The organism is Streptococcus mitis (genome assembly GCF_003942795.1).
Lineage (GTDB): Bacteria > Bacillota > Bacilli > Lactobacillales > Streptococcaceae > Streptococcus > Streptococcus mitis_BJ.
In genome coordinates this window covers 1-14,470 of record NZ_RJNY01000001.1, presented here as the reverse complement: position 1 = coordinate 14,470, position 14,470 = coordinate 1, and the positions used below count along the sequence as shown (strand labels likewise).

Below are 14,470 nucleotides of genomic sequence, written 5' to 3'. Positions count from 1 at the left end.
ATGGACATTTATATTAAGAAAGCTATTATCCATCAGTTCAGCCCAGATGATACCGAGCTGTTTCTAGCGGATAAATTTCTCAATATCACTCCAAAAATCGAGGAATACCTACGTAAAAAAATCGAACGCGTGTATTCAGATGAAGCCAAGACTGGGATTTTCGAAGAAGAAAATCCCTTCTTCAATCACATCACTGACGATTTGTTGGAGACATCAGTAACACTGGCTAATCTCTGGAAAGAGGAGTTTAGCATTTCTGAAAATCTCAAGACCAATGACTTGGTTTTTGTTCAGTTTTCTAAAGAAGGCGTTGAACATTTCGCTTTCTTGCGAATTGCTCTACGTGAGACCTTGACCCACCTCGGTGGAGAAGTTGATAACCCAATCAAGCTGACTCAGAATAACCTGCCTGGATTTGGAACAGGAGCTGACGAGGCCTTGGTGGTTAATCTTCAAAGTCGCAAGTACCATCTCATCGAAAAACGTATCAAGTATAATGGGACTTTCTTGAATTATTTTTCAGAAAATCTCCTAGCTGTTGCTCCCAAGATTTCACCAAAGAAATCCATCAAGGAATTGGAAAAAACGGCTCAGAGAATTGCAGAGTCCTTTAACACAGATGATTTTCAATTCCAATCCAAGGTCAAATCAGCGATTTTCAACAATCTTGAAGAAAGTAATGAACTGTCACCTGAAAAATTGGCTAATGACCTTTTTGATAACAATCTGACAGCTCGCTTGAGCTTTATCGACCAAGTCAAGGAGGCCGTACCAGAACCAGTCCAGTTTGATGAAATTGATGCCAGTCGTCAGCTCAAGAAATTTGAAAATCAAAAACTTTCCTTGTCAAACGGAATCGAACTCATCGTTCCCAATAACGTCTATCAAGATGCGGAGTCTGTTGAGTTTATCCAAAATGACAATGGAACCTATTCTATCTTAATCAAAAATATCGAGGATATTCAAAGTAAATAATGTTTAAATTTATACGAAGAATGCTAGTGTTAGCAGTCTTCCTTTTCGCTGGTTATAAAGTTTACCGAGTTCACCAAGACGTCAAACAAGTCATGACTTATCAACCCATGGTTCGAGAAATCTTGAGTGAAAAAGATACTCCAGCCAATGAAGAGCTTGTGCTCGCTATGATTTATACCGAAACGAAGGGAAAAGAAGGGGATGTCATGCAGTCTAGTGAGTCTGCAAGTGGCTCAACCAACACTATCAATGACAATGCCTCCAGTATTCGTCAAGGGATTCAAACTCTAACAGATAACCTCTATCTGGCTCAGAGCAAGGGGGTAGATATCTGGACTGCCGTTCAAGCCTATAATTTTGGACCTGCCTATATAGACTTTATCGCTCAGAATGGCAAGAAAAATACACTAGCGCTGGCCAAGCGTTATTCCCGTGAGACTGTTGCCCCAATCCTTGGCAATACCACTGGAAAGACCTATAGTTATATTCACCCTATTTCTATCTTTCACGGAGCTGAACTCTATGTAAATGGTGGAAACTATTACTATTCTAGACAGGTACAGCTAAACCTTTACATCATAAAATGTTTCACTCTCTTTTCGACATCTGGCTAGACCAGGTGTTTTTTCACTATAAGTTTTCTTTAAGATTGTTTTATTACCCTAGAAAGGTAAAGGAGGGAATATCCCATGAGAAAGAAATTCTTTCTAACAAGTGCTGCAGTATTGTGGGCCGCAATAGCTATGACGAGTGTCCACGCAGCAACCGATGTTCAAAAAGTAATCGATGAAACCTATGTACAACCTGAATATGTTCTAGGTTCTTCTCTATCTGAAGACCAGAAAAATCAAACTCTTAGCAAACTTGGCTATGATGCATCAAAAGACACCAAAGATATCAAAACTATGACACCTGATATCTATTCGAAAATTATGAATGTAGCTAATGATGCTAGCCTACAGCTCTATTCGTCAGCTAAGATTCAAAAGCTGGGTGATAAGTCGCCTCTAGAAGTCAAGATTGAAACGCCTGAAAATATCACCAAGGTGACGCAGGATATGTACCGTAACGCAGCGGTGACGCTGGGAGTGGAGCATGCAAAAATCACAGTTGCAGCACCCATTCCAGTTACAGGAGAAAGCGCCCTAGCAGGGATTTACTACTCGTTAGAGGCCAATGGTGCCAAAGTACCGCAAGCCAATAAAGACTTGGCCCAAGAGGAGCTAAAAGCCTTATCCGATATTAATGCTGAAAACAAGGACAAATCAGGCTACGATGCCAATAAACTCAATGTCGCTTTGGCAGATATCAAGGCAGGAATCGCAAAAGCAAAAGAAGCCAAAGGTAATCTGACAGAAGAAGATGTCCGCAAAATTGTAGAAGACACACTAAAAAACTACAAACTCGATCAGGTTATAACAGGAAACCAGGTCAATATCATCATCAATTTTGCACTTAACCTCTCAAAGAGTGACATTTTGAACAATGCTGATTTCACTAAAACTCTAAATGACCTCAAGGAAAGCATCGTTTCCCAAGCTGGAGATAGTTTTAAAAATATCAACCTCAACTTTGATGCCAATAAAGCGCTAGAAGAGGGGGGCAACTTTTTGAGTTCCCTTTGGCAAGCCATTGTCAACTTTTTCAAGAGTTTTGGTGCTTAGGTCATTTCATGATATAATAGATGGTAACAGAAATGTTGCCGTCTTTTTTGTCGGCCGATAGAAAGTGAAGAGTATGTTAAAGAAAAATGATATTGTAGAAGTTGAAATTGTTGATTTGACCCATGAAGGTGCTGGTGTTGCCAAGGTAGAAGGTTTGGTTTTCTTTGTAGAAAATGCTCTACCAACTGAGAAAATCCTCATGCGTGTCCTTAAGGTCAATAAAAAGATTGGCTATGGAAAAGTTGAAGAATACCTTACTTACTCTTCACATCGTAACCAAGACCTTGACCTAGCTTATCTACGATCAGGAATTGCTGACTTGGGGAATCTTGCCTACCCAGAGCAGCTCAAGTTTAAAACCAAGCAAGTCAAAGATAGTCTCTATAAGATTGCTGGTATTACCGATGTAGATGTTGCTGAAACGCTCGGTATGGAAAATCCTGTCAAGTACCGAAATAAGGCTCAGGTGCCCGTTCGTCGAGTGAATGGTATCTTGGAAACGGGCTTTTTCCGTAAGAATTCGCATGATCTCATGCCCCTTGAAGATTTCTTTATACAGGATCCTGTCATTGACCAAGTCGTAGTAGTTCTACGCGATTTGCTTCGTCGTTTTGATTTAAAACCTTATGATGAAAAGGAACAGTCTGGCTTGATTCGGAATCTTGTGGTGCGTCGCGGGCACTATTCCGGACAAATCATGGTTATCTTAGTGACTACACGTCCTAAAGTTTTCCGAGTGGAGCAGTTGATTGAACAACTTATCAAGCAGTTCCCAGAGATTGTGTCTGTCATGCAAAATATCAACGACCGAAATACCAATGCGATTTTTGGGAAAGAATGGCGCACACTTTATGGTCAAGATTACATTACGGACCAGATGTTGGGAAATGACTACCAAATCGCTGGCCCAGCCTTTTACCAGGTCAATACTCAAATGGCAGAGAAACTTTATCAAACGGCCATTGACTTTGCGGAGTTAAAAGCAGATGATGTGGTGATCGACGCTTATTCTGGTATTGGAACGATTGGATTGTCCGTTGCCAAGCATGTTAAGGAAGTCTATGGAGTTGAGGTCATCCCAGAAGCAGTAGAGAATAGCCAGAAGAATGCTGCATTAAACAATATCACAAATGCCCACTATGTCTGCGACACAGCTGAAAATGCCATGAGGAATTGGCTCAAGGAAGGTATCCAACCAACCGTTATCTTGGTTGACCCACCACGCAAGGGATTGACCGAAAGCTTTATCAAAGCAAGTAGCCAAATTGGGGCTGACCGCATCGCCTATATCTCCTGTAATGTCGCAACCATGGCGCGTGATATCAAACTCTACCAAGAGTTGGGATATGACTTGAAGAAAGTCCAGCCGGTGGATTTATTTCCGCAGACGCATCACGTGGAGTGTGTCGCTCTGCTCATAAAAGCCTAGAAACCTTTGAACGAAAGGGATAATGAAAGCCTTGATTGCAAGGCTTTTTGTTATGTGGTGGGGAAGTATCAGGGTGTGGAATTTTTTTGGAGTGAGTAGAAGTGATAGCTAGAAATTATCCAATTCTATTTCCATTTACCCTATGGGTATGTGTTTGTTTCCATTGACAAGGAGTTTGAGGGAATAGAAACATACCCACCTTTCAAAGTCGTCTATATGGTTGCTATGGAAATAGTGGTAACAATTGAATGTAAACTGTTAGAGATGTTATAATTTTTTTAGAATTGAGGTGAATATGAATAATCAAGAATGCTTACTAACGATTTTTCTGCGTTTGCAGTCAGGTGCTCATCTTTCTAAGTTATAGCTAGCAGATGAGTTTGGAGTTAGTGAAAAAACGACACAGAGAGATTTTTCTCTCCTTGGTAGTTTCTACTCTTGCAGCGGAACTTGCATATGATGCAAAATACCATACACGTTATCTAAATGGAAAATCCTTATTTAATAAAAAGGACATTTTGGTTATATAAAAGATTTTATTAGAAAACCGTTCTTTGAACAAAGAGGAAAATCAGTCTTTAATCGATAGTTTATTAGCTTTAATTTCTAAAGTGGAACAAAAAGAGGTTTATCAAATTATTGCGAGTGAACTACTAAATTATGCGCCATTGTCTGATACTCAAAATAGAATTGTTAGAATCTGGGAATGGTCGGAATTGATACGAAAAGAGTAGGTTCTAGACATCCGGTATCAATCGCCTTATAATACTGAAAAACAACATACGTTTCTTCCCGTATCCCTATAATATGAAGTACATTATTTTTATGTTGTAGCATTTAACTTGATGTTTGAGTCGTATATGACACTAAAATTGGATAGAATTATAGATTGGAAAGTATCAAAAGAAAAGAAATCACTGACAAGTAATTACTTTCAAGTACATATAAAGGTTGAAATAAGAGCAGTAAAATGTTATGATAAAAAGAGAAGGTAGATTTAGGTATGGATAATGAAGATAAAACACTTCGTCATAGCCTTCAAATCAGGTTTCGAAATGGAAGCATGAGATACATTTGATTATTTTTGTATTGAACACATCGTTTTGTTGTGTTATTCTATAGGTTGATATAAATAAAGATGTAGGAGGAACCGAAACTATGACAGCATCAATGCGTATTAGATAAGCTGGCAGTAAAAAAGGCAGAATCTATCCCAATGATAGGCTTTTTTGTTGTGCTTATTTATACGATATTGAGCATTCATTAGTTGAGGTGAGGATATAGGTTATTTAACTATACCTTTATTTAACTATGTCTTTAATATGAATGTTTCCAGATTGTATGTATGCAGACCAAAAGCCACATTGTGGTTTTTGGTCTGCATTTTTTATTGCCTAGAATACTATTTAAAAAAGAAATTTAAGCAAAATAATATGCAGGAGATAATAGAAATGGAAAAATATATAAACTGGAAACTTAAGTTTTATACTATATGGGCAGGGCAGGCGGTATCTTTAATCACTAGTGCCATCCTGCAAATGGCGATAATTTTTTACCTTACAGAAAAAACAGGATCTGCGATGGTTTTGTCTATGGCTTCACTAGTAGGGTTTTTACCCTATGCGGTCTTTGGACCAGCCATTGGTGTATTAGTGGATCGTCATGATAGGAAGAAGATAATGATTGGTGCTGATTTAATTATAGCAGCAGCTGGAGCAGTGCTCGCTATTGTTGCATTGTATACGGAGTTATCTGTATGGATGGTTATGGTAGTATTGTTTATCCGTAGCATTGGAACGGCATTTCATTCTCCGGCTCTCAATGCGGTTACGCCGCTTTTAGTACCAGAAGAACAGCTTACGAAATGTGCAGGTTATAGTCAGTCTTTGCAGTCTATAAGCTATATTGTTAGTCCGGCAGTTGCAGCACTCTTATACTCCGTTTGGGATTTAAATGCTATTATTGCCATCGACGTATTGGGTGCTGTGATTGCATCTATTACGGTAGCAATTGTACGTATACCTAAGCTGGGCGATCAAGTGCAAAGTTTGAAACCGAATTTCTTAAGAGAAATGAAAGAAGGAATTGTCGCATTGAGACAAAACAAAGGCATATTTGCCTTATTACTCTTAGGAACGCTATATACGTTTGTGTATATGCCAATTAATGCACTATTTCCTTTAATTAGCATGGAATATTTTAATGGAACACCTGTGCATATTTCCATTACCGAAATCGCTTTTGCATCTGGAATGCTAGTAGGCGGTCTACTATTAGGAAGGTTGGGGAACTTTGATAAGCGTGTATTGCTAATAACAGGTTCATTTTTTATAATGGGAGCCAGTTTAGCCGTTTCAGGATTACTTCCGCCAAGTGGATTTGTTATATTTGTAGCTTGCTGTGCAGTAATGGGGCTTTCGGTACCATTTTATAGCGGTGTGCAAACAGCTCTTTTTCAGGAGAAGATTAAGCCTGAATATTTAGGACGTGTATTTTCTTTGACCGGAAGTATTATGTCATTTGCAATGCCAATTGGATTAATTCTTTCTGGATTCTATGCTGATAGAATTGGTGTAAATCATTGGTTTTTACTATCAGGTATTTTAATTATTGGCATTGCTATAGTTTGCCCAATGATAACAGAGGTTAGAAAACTAGATTTAAAATAATATAATATTGGAGGGATATTTATGTATCTTATTTTCATGTAATTCTTCCTGCTAAAATCGCAGGGTTTTCCCTGCGTACAAGCAAATGAAAGCATGCGATTATAGACAGGAGGAAATGTTATGGAATTGATATTAAAAGCAAAAGACATTCGTGTGGAATTCACAGGGCGAGATGTTTTGGATATAGATGAAATAGAAGTATATGATTATGACCGTATTGGTTTAGTAGGAGCAAATGGTGCAGGAAAAAGCACTTTATTCAAGGTGCTTTTAGGGGAATTAACTCCTCCAGGATGTAAAATGAATCGTCTGGGTGAACTTTCCTTTATCCCTCAGTTGGATGAAGTAAGTTTGCGGGAGGAAAAAGATTTTGCATTAGTAGGCAAGCTCGGTGTTGAGCAATTAAATATTCAGACCATGAGCGGTGGGGAAGAAACAAGGCTTAAAATAGCACAGGCCTTATCAGCACAAGTACATGGTATTTTAGCCGATGAACCTACCAGTCATCTAGACCGTGAAGGAATTGATTTTCTAATTGGACAGCTAAAATATTTTACAGGTGCACTGTTAGTTATTAGCCATGACCGCTATTTTCTTGATGAAATAGTAGATAAAATATGGGAACTGAAAGATGGCAAAATCACTGAGTATTGGGGAAACTATTCTGATTATCTTCGTCAGAAAGAGGAAGAACGCAAGAGCCAAGCTGCACAATACGAACAATTTATTGCGGAACGTGCCCGACTGGAAAGGGCTGCGGAGGAAAAGCGAAAGCAGGCCCGTAAATTAGAAAAAAAGGCAAAAGGTGCTTCAAGGAAAAAAAGTACTGAGGGCGGAGGGCGTTTAGCTCATCAAAAATCAATGGGAAGTAAGGAAAAAAAGATGCATAATGTCGCTAAGTCCCTAGAACATAGGATTGCGGCCTTAGGAAATGTAGAAGCTCCGGAAGACATTCGCAGAATTCGTTTCAGGCAAAGTAAAGCATTGGAGCTCCATAATCCATACCCTATAGTCGGTACGAAAATCAATAAAATATTTGGGGATAAGGCACTGTTTGAAAATGCATCTTTTCAAATTCCTCTAGGAGCAAAAGTAGCGCTAACTGGAGGTAATGGAACAGGAAAAACAACCTTAATCCAAATGATCTTAAATCATGAAGATGGAATTACTATTTCACGTAAGGCCAAAATAGGATACTTTGCACAAAATGGTTACAAGTACAACAGTAAACAAAAAGTCTTGGAATTTATGCAGGAGGATTGTGATTACAATGTTTCGGAAATTCGTTCTGTATTAGCATCAATAGGAATTAAACAAAACGACATAGGAAAAAGTTTAGCTGTTTTAAGCGGTGGTGAAATTATGAAATTATTGTTAGCTAAAATGCTTATGGGTAGATATAACATCTTACTAATGGATGAACCCAGCAACTTCCTTGACATACCAAGCTTAGAGGCTTTGGAAATATTAATGAAGGAGTATGCTGGAACTATAGTGTTTATCACCCATGACAAACGGCTACTCGATAATGTGGCTGATGTGGTTTATGAAATTAGTGATAAGAAAATAAATCTGAAACATTAAATTTAAGGTAGTCGCTAGTCAGTATAGTCTGTTCTGGCTAGTGGCTTCTTTAATTTGAATTTAACTAGCCTCACAGATAAATTCTTTTAATACGCTATAAATCGTTCAGGTGCAATTTATGAAATTTGAAGTAATTTTCCAAAAAAGAATAATATTAAATATGAAAAATGGAGTCATCTTTTGATGAACTCCTATTTTTGTGTTAAGTATGTAGTTGTTTTCTTGTAAGAATAACGGTAGATTAGCGGATTTTCATCTATGGTACTTATCTCAAAAATGAAGAAGTGATCGCGGTTATCTTTGGACTTCTCCTTATTCAGGACAAAGTAATTCTTGCGAGAAGTCGCCATTGTTTTGAGGATATCATCGGTCAGGAAGGTCAATGGAATATTCATATTGGAGTAGCGGTAGAAGTCACGTTCAAAATCTTGGTAGCTCTCGCTGTAATAGTCCATTTGCAGGTGATTACGCTGAAACTCAAGCTGATTCATAGAGGACCTCCTCTTCAAGTTCAATACTAATTATGTCTTTCAAATTCAAATTGATGTGACCTGTTGTAGTTTTTATCAAAATGAAATCTTTGTTCAGACTTGGTATTGTTCCAGTATAGGAAACTCGCTTGTTTTTTTCAACGACATGAATGCGTGTGTGCAATTGCCCAGTGTACACTTGACTGAGGAGTAATAATTTCTTCTCTAGTGATAAATCAGACATGTACGTTACTTTATTTGCATCGTCATAAAGAGCAGATGTATGTTCAGATAGGAAAAAGCCCATCCATTTTTGCATCTTTGTATCCTGGTACTCTCTTGCTGACTGAAATGGTAAGTATGAACGATCAATCATATCAAATCCTTTCTATGCAGACGCAACGATATTTTTATCAAATTGTATCGTAAAACCTTGAATTCCCCCACCAGTATAATGCTCTTTAAAGCGATTGATTACCTCAGTATAGATCATCATAGATGAGCTTGTTGGCTTAATACTAAATGTAAATTCCAAAGGTAATCGGTTTTCTGATTTAGCATGTACTAGTCGTATCGATATTTCAGTTGTTTTAAGTTTTCTCTGGCGAAGTTTTGAAGATACTGTTTCAACGACTCCGTGTAATATCCTTTCAATCACCTCAATATCATTACATCCTTTACCATGGATTTCTGAAAATTGTACAGTATTTGTTTCTTGTTTCATTTTAATCCCTCCAATCCACCAGCGGAATGACCGCCGATAAGTTTGCTACGTTCAATATTTCTGGAACCTTCGGTTAGGACGGTTCCTTTTTGTATGGCCAAAAAGCCAAACTGTTCTCTGACAACATCAATTGCTGTCTGAAGTCTATTTTCTTTTTCAATTTGTTCTACATCGTCAAATAGTGATAGTAGAGTATAATTTTCATCTACGAAGCCACTATAAGATACACCGATTTGTCTCACTGCACCAGAGTTGTATTTCTTTCGGAATAATTCTAGTACATGACCAACCATTGTTTTTGGAAGATTTGCTGGGTCAATTTTTTTCTGAGCATTTATAGATTTTTTCATCTCAGTCCTAGAATAGCCAATATGAATAGAAACAACAGTAGCTTTCTTGTGTTCTGAACGTAGACGATTAGCAACCTGGTCAGCCATTTCAGCTAATACGATTTCAATTTCTCTTTGGGTTCTGTAATCTCTGGGAAGTACTTGTGAGTTACCCAATCCTCGTGATTTTGGTTTATAAGGTTCATGGACGTTGCTCTCGTCAACTCCATTTGCGTGAAACCAAAGTTGAACACCGACTTTACCGAATTCTTTTTTGAGAATATCAGGATTGAAATTGGCCAATTCCTTGATTGAACGAATACCAAGTTTTTGTAAATGAATCTCGGTTTTACTGCCAATCCCCCAAAAGTCGGTTAAATTCGGAATTGACCATACCTTAGTCTCTACATCTTGGTATGACCAGTTAGCCCTCATTGTAGCTGTTTTCTTAGCTTCATTATCCAGATCTAGTTTCGCTAGAAGAGGGTTGGAATTGCTCATTCCAACAGTTGAAATAATACCTGTTTTACGGTAAATATCTCTCTGAATCATAGCCGAAACATTATCTAACTTATCTTTCCTTGACATTGACTTGTCAGAAATAAAGTAAGAAAGTGAGCTAGTAAGGTCGATAAAACCTTCATCAATTGAATAGGGGAGAATGTCATCTGGAGCAGCATAGTCTTGAAAGATATGTTGAATCTCTAAATTCTTTTCAATATATCTGTCCATGCGAGGAGGAACAATGAGTGTACGCTTTGCCCAGTGTTCGATGAAAGATTTATACTTTGGTGTTACGTCTATCCCCTGTTTCCACGCATTCTGGTAGCTGAATTTACGAGTGTTTATATCAAATGGCAAGTCGTAAGAACGCCCTACGTTTGCTTTTCCGAATACTTTCTTAAACATAGGAGAGGAAGCCAGTATTAATCCTGCTGAGTTATCTGCTCTGCTCATGACACACAATGATGTGTAGAGCGGATGCAAACCTCTATCTACACATTCAACTGAAGCGTAAAAGGACTTCATATCGAGGAAAGCTATGTCACTTTGAGGTTCTATAGTGTAGTCGATATAGCCCATAGGGTTATCTCCTTTTGAGTTTTTCTAGCTCTTCGATAAGTTCACCGATGTAGTCTGTGATGTCGTATTCAAATTTGTCAGGAGTAAAGATAATACGTTCGCCCTTTATGTAAATCATTTCTTTAACGTTCATAGATATTGTCATCCTCCTCGGTCATAGCAATTAAAATAGAATCTTCTATCAAAAAAGCGTAAGGATAGATTTTTGCATCATCATTTTGAGGAATAAGAATTTCATCGAAACTTTCATTCTCTAGTCGCTCTTCAAAGTTGTCCATATTGAAGATTTCAACTTTACAATCAGGATTGAAACCGTATGTTCCAAGTTCTAAAATATCTTTTAATTTCATGACTACACTCCCTCGACAGGCATAAAGTGGCCTACAACCAGACCAACAATTCTTGGTTCATCCTCATAAGGGATGAACTTATCTGGATAGTCCTTATTCAAAGAAACCATTCTGAACCCATCATCTTCACGGTAAAGCTTTTTAATATAGACAGCATCATTCCATGATAAAGCATAGACAACCCCATCATAGTCGAAGCCGTTTGAACGAATAAGTGCGACTTCGCCACTCTTATAGACAGGCTCCATAGAATCTCCCTCAATCCAAGCTGCAATGTCATAACCGTATTGTTCCTCATCTGAGTAGACTATTTCAGTTTCAAACTCGTCAAAGAAGCCCTCACCAAGACCAGCAGACAGTTGAACATCTGATAGTACTTGGACAGAGAAAAGTGGAGTGACGTTTGAGGTTTGTTGAGAAAGTAGAAGTTCCTCAACATATTCCTCTGCCTTTATCTGATTGTCAGGAGATAACTGAAGATAGTTATTGACAATATTGTATTCAGATTCAAAATAGGTAACAGGGACATCTAGGATTTTAGATAAAGCGGTGAGGTGTTTTTGATTAGGCACAGTTTTACCACTTTCCCAATGGTTATATGCGACACGGCTTATCGCTAACTCTATTGCAATACTGGTTTGAGAAAGACCAAATTCTTCCCTTTTTGCTTTTAAACGAAATTTTGAAAACATTAGTCTACACCTTTTGTTAATTTATAAATTAACAAAATTATATCAAAATGTAAGATAATTTCAACTAGAAAGTTAGAATAAATTTTCGGATTTTAAAAACTTGAAAAAACAATGTTTTTGTGATATTATGTTTACACAATGAATATTAAAGAAGGTGACATTATGCATGGTGGTCCGAGAAAAGGAGCAGGAAGAAAGTCGATTTCTAATAAGAGAAAAGCGTATACTATATATCTAAGCGATGAGGATTCTGAAAGGATAGATAGTTTACCTTTGCCAAACAGTTCAACTTTTTCTCAAAAATGTAGAGAATTGATTGGTATTGGTATTAAAGAAGTAGAACAAAAGCTTGTCAGAAATAAAGGTGAAGTGACCTTCATTGATTTATTTAGTGGTCTTGGAGGTATCAGAATTGGCTTTGAGCAAGCATTGCAGGAACATGGATTGGTTGGAAAATGTGTGTTTTCTAGCGACATCAAGCCTGCTGCGATAAAGGCATACACTAATAATTTCGGTCATAATCCTGAATGTGATATAACTAAATTAAATCCATCAAACTTACCGAATTTTGATTTTCTATTAGCTGGCTTCCCATGTCAAGCATTTTCACAAGCAGGATTAGGTCTAGGTTTTCAAGATACGAGGGGAACATTATTTTTTGATATAGCAAAAATACTATTGGAGAAAAAACCCTTAGGATTTGTTTTGGAAAATGTGGAAGGCTTAGTGAATCACGATAAAGGTAATACTTTTAAAGTTATTACTCGGACTTTGGCAGATTTGGGTTACTCAATAAGTTACAGAGTTTTGAATGGTAAGGACTTTGGTTTAGCTCAATCTAGGAAAAGAATTTACATAATTGGGTTTAAATCTAATACTATTGAGACATTGGAAAATTTCGAATATTCTCATTCAGTACTTCAGGATGTGATTGACTTTAATACTCCACCAATTGATAGTGACTTTTCCAAAAAATTACTATCAAAATACGATTTGAAGAGTGTGTATGGTAAAGCGATAAAGGATAAACGAGGTGGGGAAAATAATATACATAGTTGGGATATAGGTCTTAAAGGCGAAATATCGGAGGAACAGGCAGCTTTATTAGACAATTTATTAAAACAAAGAAGAAATAAAAAATGGGCTGAAATAATTGGCATTAAATGGATGGATGGGATGCCGCTAACATCGGATATGATTTCCACTTTTTTTAACTCACCTAATCTTACAGATATGCTAGATGATCTTGTAAAAAAAGGATATTTAAGTTTTGAACATCCTAAAAAACTTGAAGGTAATAAACGAGTTCCAGACGAAACCCTAGAAAAAGGTTACAATATAGTAACCGGTAAGCTTTCTTTTGAATTTACAAAAATCCTATCGCCCTATGATACAACACCAACCTTAGTAGCAACAGATGTTCATAAACTTGCTGTTCCTGTACTTAATGGTATTCGACCTTTAACGGTAAATGAAGGTCTACGATTATTTGGTTTCCCAGATAATTATGACCTCAGTTTCCTAAAAGAAAGTGAGGCATTTGACTTACTAGGTAATACAGTATGTGTCCCAGTAATAAAAGCAGTATCGAATAAATTATTAGAAACCTATAAAAAAAATAGAGTATGACTTGTTAGCATACTCTATTTTCATTTTAGGATACTATAAATAACTCATCACTCTTTCGTACCATTCGTCTGGTGTAAATGGTAAATCAGATACATGCTCAAAATGTCTGTATGCATCTGCAACAGCTTCAACAAACTCGAAAATATTTTCAAAATGATTGTCTTCATTTCTATAGAAATTACTAGGTCTCATCGCATATGGATTTCCACGTTTTACCTGAAGTCCGATAGGGTAATTTCTAGTGTTGTTAGTAATCTCCCAAATATGTTTGAGGTAAACCCTCTCTAGCGTAAAACCTTGTGTAAAACCATCATTTGCAGGCCTGTAACCTAAAATAAAGTATCGTGCATTTAATTTTCCAGGTTCAGTAAAAGTAGTATCGAGAAAGCTAAAAAAATTTGCTAAATCAAATGCTGGAGCATTATTTATATTCCATGCTTTAACTTCTACATCAATAGGATTTCCATTAAAATTTGCTACAAAATCAGGAAACTCTTGTGTATGAGCACCTGGCTGTATATCTACACCAAGGAATGTGAACCAACTAGGAAGCCATTCTTGTAAGCAGTTACCAATAACATCATTTCCAGAATAAATATGCGCTCGATTTGCAAACGTAATTGAAATTGCACCTGCTTGTCCAACAAGTCTTTCTTGGGTCAATTGGAAAAGTTCTTCAATAGTTTCGATATTGTCCATGTTGATTACTCCTAAAAAATTATTCTAGTTTTGCTTTGTTTTAATAAAGTGATCTATACTTGCTTTGATATCTAATAATTCGTCAGTAGATAAAGTTTCCAAATTTTTTAATATTAATTGCAGAGATCTATATTTTTGTGTGAGAAGTAAGGCCTTCCTAAACTCTTCAAGTG

At 37.1% G+C, this 14,470-nt stretch carries 15 protein-coding genes and 1 pseudogene; 8 read left to right on the top strand and 8 right to left on the bottom strand.

Features of this window, described 5'->3' with window-relative positions:
* The 7 genes and pseudogenes from D8847_RS00075 (at window position 1) to msr(D) (ending at window position 8,321) form a co-directional block, all read left to right on the top strand.
* Window positions 1-975 (top strand): nucleoid-associated protein, encoded by a 975-nt coding sequence (locus D8847_RS00075; RefSeq protein WP_000356115.1) that lies wholly within the window; start codon window positions 1-3, stop codon window positions 973-975.
* Complete coding sequence (gene pmp23, locus D8847_RS00070) at window positions 975-1,589, top strand: cell wall hydrolase Pmp23 (RefSeq protein WP_057489084.1); 615 nt, start codon at window positions 975-977, stop codon at window positions 1,587-1,589. Before D8847_RS00075 ends, pmp23 begins: the two co-directional genes overlap by 1 nt.
* A 75-nt stretch (window positions 1,590-1,664) precedes the next feature.
* A complete protein-coding gene (locus D8847_RS00065) occupies window positions 1,665-2,639 on the top strand; it encodes a DUF1002 domain-containing protein (protein ID WP_125840188.1) in 975 nt (324 codons plus the stop codon).
* Window positions 2,640-2,712: 73 nt separating this feature from the next.
* Window positions 2,713-4,068 carry a 23S rRNA (uracil(1939)-C(5))-methyltransferase RlmD gene (gene rlmD, locus D8847_RS00060; RefSeq protein WP_125840187.1) on the top strand — a complete coding sequence of 452 codons (1,356 nt, stop codon included), beginning with the start codon at window positions 2,713-2,715 and terminating at the stop codon, window positions 4,066-4,068.
* 295 nt (window positions 4,069-4,363) lie between these two features.
* Window positions 4,364-4,982: pseudogene (locus D8847_RS10725) on the top strand (helix-turn-helix transcriptional regulator); the annotation flags it as partial.
* Between the two features lie 537 nt (window positions 4,983-5,519).
* Window positions 5,520-6,737 (top strand): macrolide efflux MFS transporter Mef(A), encoded by a 1,218-nt coding sequence (gene mef(A), locus D8847_RS00050; RefSeq protein ID WP_125840186.1) that lies wholly within the window; start codon window positions 5,520-5,522, stop codon window positions 6,735-6,737.
* A gap of 120 nt (window positions 6,738-6,857) precedes the next feature.
* The gene (gene msr(D) / locus D8847_RS00045; protein WP_015057857.1) at window positions 6,858-8,321 is read left to right on the top strand and encodes an ABC-F type ribosomal protection protein Msr(D); all 1,464 of its coding nucleotides are present in this window, start codon (window positions 6,858-6,860) and stop codon (window positions 8,319-8,321) included.
* Between the two features lie 191 nt (window positions 8,322-8,512).
* On the opposite strand, the gene D8847_RS00040 is transcribed toward msr(D), so the two are convergent.
* Genes D8847_RS00040 through D8847_RS00015 form a run of 7 tightly spaced genes read right to left on the bottom strand, consistent with a single transcriptional unit; the run spans window position 8,513 to window position 11,969 of the window.
* The gene (locus D8847_RS00040; RefSeq protein ID WP_125840185.1) at window positions 8,513-8,812 is read right to left on the bottom strand and encodes a DUF5960 family protein; all 300 of its coding nucleotides are present in this window, start codon (window positions 8,810-8,812) and stop codon (window positions 8,513-8,515) included.
* A complete protein-coding gene (locus tag D8847_RS00035) occupies window positions 8,799-9,167 on the bottom strand; it encodes a hypothetical protein (RefSeq protein ID WP_125840184.1) in 369 nt (122 codons plus the stop codon). The genes D8847_RS00040 and D8847_RS00035 overlap by 14 nt, the downstream gene beginning before the upstream one ends.
* A 12-nt stretch (window positions 9,168-9,179) precedes the next feature.
* Complete coding sequence (locus D8847_RS00030; protein WP_125840183.1) at window positions 9,180-9,515, bottom strand: imsC-like protein; 336 nt, start codon at window positions 9,513-9,515, stop codon at window positions 9,180-9,182.
* The gene (locus D8847_RS00025; RefSeq protein ID WP_125840182.1) at window positions 9,512-10,927 is read right to left on the bottom strand and encodes a Y-family DNA polymerase; all 1,416 of its coding nucleotides are present in this window, start codon (window positions 10,925-10,927) and stop codon (window positions 9,512-9,514) included. The genes D8847_RS00030 and D8847_RS00025 overlap by 4 nt, the downstream gene beginning before the upstream one ends.
* A gap of 4 nt (window positions 10,928-10,931) precedes the next feature.
* On the bottom strand, window positions 10,932-11,060 hold the full coding sequence (locus D8847_RS10720) for a hypothetical protein (RefSeq protein ID WP_260467748.1): 129 nt from the start codon (window positions 11,058-11,060) through the stop codon (window positions 10,932-10,934).
* Complete coding sequence (locus D8847_RS00020) at window positions 11,050-11,277, bottom strand: hypothetical protein (protein WP_125840181.1); 228 nt, start codon at window positions 11,275-11,277, stop codon at window positions 11,050-11,052. Before D8847_RS00020 ends, D8847_RS10720 begins: the two co-directional genes overlap by 11 nt.
* Window positions 11,278-11,279: 2 nt before the next feature.
* Window positions 11,280-11,969: a LexA family transcriptional regulator gene (locus D8847_RS00015; protein WP_049494974.1), complete on the bottom strand. Its 690-nt coding sequence runs from the start codon at window positions 11,967-11,969 to the stop codon at window positions 11,280-11,282.
* A gap of 138 nt (window positions 11,970-12,107) precedes the next feature.
* Between D8847_RS00015 and dcm the strand changes: the two genes are divergently transcribed.
* A complete protein-coding gene (gene dcm / locus D8847_RS00010) occupies window positions 12,108-13,598 on the top strand; it encodes a DNA (cytosine-5-)-methyltransferase (protein ID WP_260467747.1) in 1,491 nt (496 codons plus the stop codon).
* A gap of 33 nt (window positions 13,599-13,631) precedes the next feature.
* On the opposite strand, the gene D8847_RS00005 is transcribed toward dcm, so the two are convergent.
* The gene (locus tag D8847_RS00005; RefSeq protein ID WP_125840180.1) at window positions 13,632-14,297 is read right to left on the bottom strand and encodes an NgoBV family restriction endonuclease; all 666 of its coding nucleotides are present in this window, start codon (window positions 14,295-14,297) and stop codon (window positions 13,632-13,634) included.
* Window positions 14,298-14,470 lie beyond the last annotated feature (173 nt).

What these genes read in the sequence shown, in the direction of transcription:
- D8847_RS00030 (WP_125840183.1), bottom strand. Translation starts at nt 9,515, where the DNA reads ATGAAACAAGAAACAAATACTGTACAATTTTCAGAAATCCATGGTAAA.
- pmp23 (WP_057489084.1), top strand. Translation starts at nt 975, where the DNA reads ATGTTTAAATTTATACGAAGAATGCTAGTGTTAGCAGTCTTCCTTTTC.
- D8847_RS00075 (WP_000356115.1), top strand. Translation starts at nt 1, where the DNA reads ATGGACATTTATATTAAGAAAGCTATTATCCATCAGTTCAGCCCAGAT.
- D8847_RS00015 (WP_049494974.1), bottom strand. Translation starts at nt 11,969, where the DNA reads ATGTTTTCAAAATTTCGTTTAAAAGCAAAAAGGGAAGAATTTGGTCTT.
- D8847_RS00020 (WP_125840181.1), bottom strand. Translation starts at nt 11,277, where the DNA reads ATGAAATTAAAAGATATTTTAGAACTTGGAACATACGGTTTCAATCCT.
- rlmD (WP_125840187.1), top strand. Translation starts at nt 2,713, where the DNA reads ATGTTAAAGAAAAATGATATTGTAGAAGTTGAAATTGTTGATTTGACC.
- D8847_RS00025 (WP_125840182.1), bottom strand. Translation starts at nt 10,927, where the DNA reads ATGGGCTATATCGACTACACTATAGAACCTCAAAGTGACATAGCTTTC.
- D8847_RS00040 (WP_125840185.1), bottom strand. Translation starts at nt 8,812, where the DNA reads ATGAATCAGCTTGAGTTTCAGCGTAATCACCTGCAAATGGACTATTAC.
- D8847_RS10720 (WP_260467748.1), bottom strand. Translation starts at nt 11,060, where the DNA reads ATGAACGTTAAAGAAATGATTTACATAAAGGGCGAACGTATTATCTTT.
- D8847_RS00035 (WP_125840184.1), bottom strand. Translation starts at nt 9,167, where the DNA reads ATGATTGATCGTTCATACTTACCATTTCAGTCAGCAAGAGAGTACCAG.
- D8847_RS00065 (WP_125840188.1), top strand. Translation starts at nt 1,665, where the DNA reads ATGAGAAAGAAATTCTTTCTAACAAGTGCTGCAGTATTGTGGGCCGCA.
- D8847_RS00005 (WP_125840180.1), bottom strand. Translation starts at nt 14,297, where the DNA reads ATGGACAATATCGAAACTATTGAAGAACTTTTCCAATTGACCCAAGAA.
- dcm (WP_260467747.1), top strand. Translation starts at nt 12,108, where the DNA reads ATGAATATTAAAGAAGGTGACATTATGCATGGTGGTCCGAGAAAAGGA.